The sequence below is a fragment of the Pontibacterium sp. genome (assembly GCF_041587635.1).
GTDB lineage: Bacteria > Pseudomonadota > Gammaproteobacteria > Pseudomonadales > Balneatricaceae > Pontibacterium.
Genome location: NZ_JBFGYC010000346.1, coordinates 1 through 4435, shown reverse-complemented (window position 1 = coordinate 4435; position 4435 = coordinate 1). Strand labels below are relative to the sequence as shown.

Annotated in this window: 5 protein-coding genes; 3 read left to right on the top strand and 2 right to left on the bottom strand. The window is 51.6% G+C overall.

The window, feature by feature from the left end:
- A partial coding sequence (locus tag ABYW01_RS15110) for a TMEM143 family protein (protein ID WP_372834191.1) occupies positions 1 to 717 on the top strand: 717 nt, incomplete at its 5' end.
- A 78-nt stretch (positions 718 to 795) separates the two neighbouring features.
- Here the strand turns inward: ABYW01_RS15110 and thrH are convergent.
- Complete coding sequence (gene thrH / locus ABYW01_RS15105) at positions 796 to 1413, bottom strand: bifunctional phosphoserine phosphatase/homoserine phosphotransferase ThrH (protein ID WP_372834190.1); 618 nt, start codon at positions 1411 to 1413, stop codon at positions 796 to 798.
- Positions 1414 to 1575: 162 nt separating this feature from the next.
- Positions 1576 to 2472 (bottom strand): LysR family transcriptional regulator, encoded by an 897-nt coding sequence (locus tag ABYW01_RS15100; RefSeq protein ID WP_372834188.1) that lies wholly within the window; start codon positions 2470 to 2472, stop codon positions 1576 to 1578.
- A gap of 106 nt (positions 2473 to 2578) precedes the next feature.
- On the opposite strand from ABYW01_RS15100, the gene ABYW01_RS15095 reads away from it, so the two are divergent.
- Positions 2579 to 4261 carry a sigma 54-interacting transcriptional regulator gene (locus tag ABYW01_RS15095; protein WP_372834185.1) on the top strand — a complete coding sequence of 561 codons (1683 nt, stop codon included), beginning with the start codon at positions 2579 to 2581 and terminating at the stop codon, positions 4259 to 4261.
- On the top strand, positions 4258 to 4435 hold a 178-nt coding region (locus ABYW01_RS15090; RefSeq protein WP_372834193.1), incomplete at its 3' end, for a heme-binding protein. The genes ABYW01_RS15095 and ABYW01_RS15090, both read left to right, overlap by 4 nt.

The window sequence follows — 4435 nt, the reverse complement described above, 5'->3', positions numbered from 1 at the left end:
GCGGCGGCAAAGACCGCGGCGGCACGGGATATTAAACCCGGCAGCGTCATCCTGAAGTTGTTCAAAAACGTCCCTACAGCGGACTTGGAGATGCTGTTTCCCAATACAACCGTGCGCATGCGCTTGATCGACAAACTGATGATTGGTGTCCCCGCCGCCATTAGCGGTGGGGTTGTGATCAGCACTAAGCTGGGCGCCACGCTGGTGCTTTTGGGATCGCTATTTGGCTTCTGGATGGGCATGCACTCAACACCGGTTGAGCTGGATAAAGCCGCGCTGATCGCCCTGTTTGCCGGACTGGGGGCCGTGGGAAGTTATCTATGGAAGCAGTTTAATAACTTCAAAAACCGCAAACTACGTTTTGTTCAGTCATTAACCCAGAACCTGTACTTCAAAAACCTCGATAACAATGCCGGCGTATTCCATCGGCTGATCGACGATGCTGAAGAGGAAGAGTGCAAAGAAGCGATTCTGGCGTATTACTTCCTACTGACCCACAGCACAGCGATTAGCGCTACCGAGCTGGATCAACAGATTGAGCGCTGGTTTCGCAATACCCTGAACTGTGAGCTTAATTTTGAGATCGATGACGCGCTCGATAAACTCAAACGATTGAAACTGGTATCCGAAACATCTGACGGAACATTAACTGCCATGCCATTGCCACAGGCACTCAGCACATTGGACAAACACTGGGATCAGCTGTTTTCGTATTGAGACACGCGCCGAAAACGGAACACCAGACACAAAAAAGCCACCCGCAGGTGGCTTTTCAGGTTGTTGCAATCCGGCCGATTACAGGCTCAGATCACGTACACTTGCCTTGAGGAATTCCTGCTTCAGGTCTTCGTAGCTGTGTACCGCCGGGAACTGCGGGAATTCAGAAATGACGTTATCCGGTGCATGGAACAAAATGCCAGATTCAGCCTGAGTCAGCATGGTGGTGTCATTGTAGGAATCACCTGCTGCAATCACACGGTAGTTCAGCAGCTGGAACGCACGCACAGACTGACGCTTAGGATCACGCTGACGCAACGTGTAGTCAGTGATACGACCTTCCTCGTTCACTTCCAGCTTGTGGCACAACAGCGTTGGGTTACCCAGCTGAGCCATCAGTGGCGCCGCAAACTCGTAGAAAGTATCAGACAGAATCACCAGCTGAAAACGCTCACGCAACCAATTAACAAACTCAGACGCGCCTTCCAGTGGAGACAGGCGGCTGATGGTGTTTTGAATCTGCGGCAATGTCAGTCCATGCTCATCCAGAATACGCAGACGCTGTTTCATCAGCACATCGTAATCAGGAATATCGCGGGTCGTCGCTTTCAACTCTTCGATACCGGTTTCTTCGGCAAATGCGATCCAGATTTCCGGAATCAGTACACCTTCCAGGTCAAGACATGCGAGTTCCACAGGGAATTCTCCTAATAGCAATTTATAGTTATGCATTACCTGCGTTCAGACTTTATCGGCCGCCTGTTTCACACGCAGATAGTTATATATTTTGCGCGTCAATTTACCTGCTATGCCAAAACCTTGCAATGACAAACCCGCTTCAGGGTATATCCCTATCGATCAGTGTTTTAACGTCTCCCGATATAGCTCAACTTTTTCCATAATAAATTCAACAAACAAGCGTACTTTGGCGGGCAAATACTTACGATGCGGATACAGCATTTGCACTTCACGGCCAATGGGCTCCCATTCCGGCAACAAACGTACAAGCGTACCATCCTCTACACTTCCGCCAACGACATAGTTCGGCAGATTCCCCACCCCCAAGCCACTGGCAATCGCTTTTACTGCGGTACTCAGCTCATCCACACGGACACGCGACTCACCACCAATAGAGCAACGCTCGCCGTCCTGATGCTGGAAGTGCCAAATGGGCGAACGCCGGGGGATGACCAACGGCAATCCCGCCAAGTCCGAGGGATGATCGGGCAAACCATGGCGCTCAATAAATTCCGGGCTGGCACACAACGTAAAGCGCGAATGAAACAATGAACGACTGACCCAGTCCTTCAATTTGATCTCACCGATACGAAATGCAATATCAATCCCTTCATCCATCAGATCGATGTTGCGGTTTACCAGCACCAGCTCCAGCCGAATCTTGGGATACAACTCCATAAACTCAAAAAACCAGGGATCAAGCAGCTCATTGGACAGTGACACCGGTGCGGTAATACGCAGCTCACCCGATGGAGAGGTTAACTCACCATCCAGCGCTTTGGTGGCTTGCTCTAACTCGGAGAACAGCGGCTGGCAGCGACGAAAAAAAAGCTCGCCCGCTTCGGTAAGAGCCAGCTTACGGGCACTGCGATGCAACAACCGGTACCCCAAACTCTCTTCCAGATGCTGTACACGCCGGCTCACCGTAGATGTTGGCATACCCAATGCGCGGGAGGCTCCTAGAAAGCTGCCCCTTTCCATCACCTTGATAAAGATGAAGAGGTTTTGGTAGTCCATTATTAATCCTAAATATGGGATTTAAATTCCCGAAGACCGGGATAAATTTAATATACGAAATTTAATAGAATCATATCTATACAATAATTAAAACTGTGGACCCTGCATGGATAACTCCGTTACCCGCGATACCCAGAATCTTAGCCGCCAGATCCGCTTTCAGGACAGCGACGGCAAGATCTGGTTTGACGAGCAGCGCGTGCTGCTACTCCAGCTGGGAGCATTGACCGATTTCCGCAAAGAGCAGATCGAAACGGTAGGGCTTGAGCGCGCGAAAGGATTCTTTATGCGCCTTGGATACAGTCTGGGGAAAAAAGATGCGCAGCTAGCGCTTAAACTGGCTGAAACTGACGATGCGACTGAACTGCTACGCACCGGGTTTAACCTGCATGCCCTGAAAGGCATGGTCCGTGTCGAAGAGTGCACCCTGCAGATCGATCAGAGTGACGCGCATTTTTACGCCGAATACCGCCTGCATGACTCTTATGAAGCCGAGATGTTTCGCTCGGAACTGGGCATGCAGGATGAACCGGTGTGCTGGAGCCTGGTCGGTCACGCCAGTGCTTACACCTCGACCCTGCTGGGCCGGGAGATCCTGTTTAAAGAGGTTAACTGTCGCGGTTGCGGTGACGAACAGTGCCTGTTTGTCGGCCGTCCGGCTGAAGAATGGGAGGACGCTACGACCTACAGACGCTACTTCTCCAGCGACCGTATCATGGAAGAACTGTATGAACTGCAGTCTCAAATCTCCGTGCTGCGCCATAAGATCGACTCTGAATCTACACTCGGCAATTTTCGTGGACAATCACCCGCGTACAAACAGGTCTGTAATCTCGCCCACAAAGCGGCCCCCGGCAAAGTAAACGTCCTGCTTCTGGGTGAAACCGGTGTGGGTAAAGAGCTGGTCGCCAAAGGTATTCATCAGGCCAGTGAACGTGCTGACAAGGCATTTATCGCCGTCAATTGTGCCGCCATTCCACCCGACCTGATCGAATCCGAACTCTTTGGCGTGGAACGTGGCGCTTATACCGGCGCGACTCAATCCCGTCCGGGCAAGTTCGAACGCGCTGATGGCGGCACTATCTTTCTGGATGAAGTCATCGAGCTTACACCCCGTGCACAAGCCTCACTGCTGCGCGTATTACAGGAATCAGAATATGAACGTGTGGGTGACAGCAACACCCGCAAAGTCGACATCCGGGTTGTAGCCGCGACCAACGAGTGCCTTGAAACGGCCGTTGAAGAGGGCCGTTTCAGGGCCGACCTGTTTTACCGTCTGAACGTGTACCCGATTAACATCCCCCCGCTACGCGAACGCCGCGAAGATATCCCGATGCTAATCGAACACTTCCTGGAGAAATATCAGGCCTTTTATAGCCGCCGCGTTGCCGGACTCTCCGATATGGCGATGCGCGCCATTATGAAATACGAATGGCCCGGTAACGTCCGCGAACTGGAAAACATTATCGAGCGCGGCCTGATCCTGACCGATCATGATGAAACGATTAGCGCCCACTCTTTATTTCCGACCCTGCAGATGGATGCCAGCCAGGTCGTATCGTCACAAGGTCATCTCATCGATGATGACGAAGAGGATGACACTGACAACCAGAACAGCTGGATTGATGAAGCACTGGTTGAATGCGGATCAATTGAAGAGATCGAAAACAAAGTTATTGAACATGCGCTAACTCAGGCAAATGGCAACGTATCAGAAGCCGCGCGCGTCCTCGGTATATCAAGACCCACGCTGGCTTACAGAATAAAAAAGATGGATCAATCCCTATGAGCACACTCAGTTCCCAAATTGCCCGCCAGCTGGTTTCCGCTGCGGAAAACAAAGCCCAGCAGATGGGTATCAACGTATCTATCGCCGTGGTTGACGGTGGCGCCCATTTGCTCGAATTCCGTCGTATGGATCGTGCAATTCTTGGCTCAGCCGATGTCGCCCATAAAAAGGCGC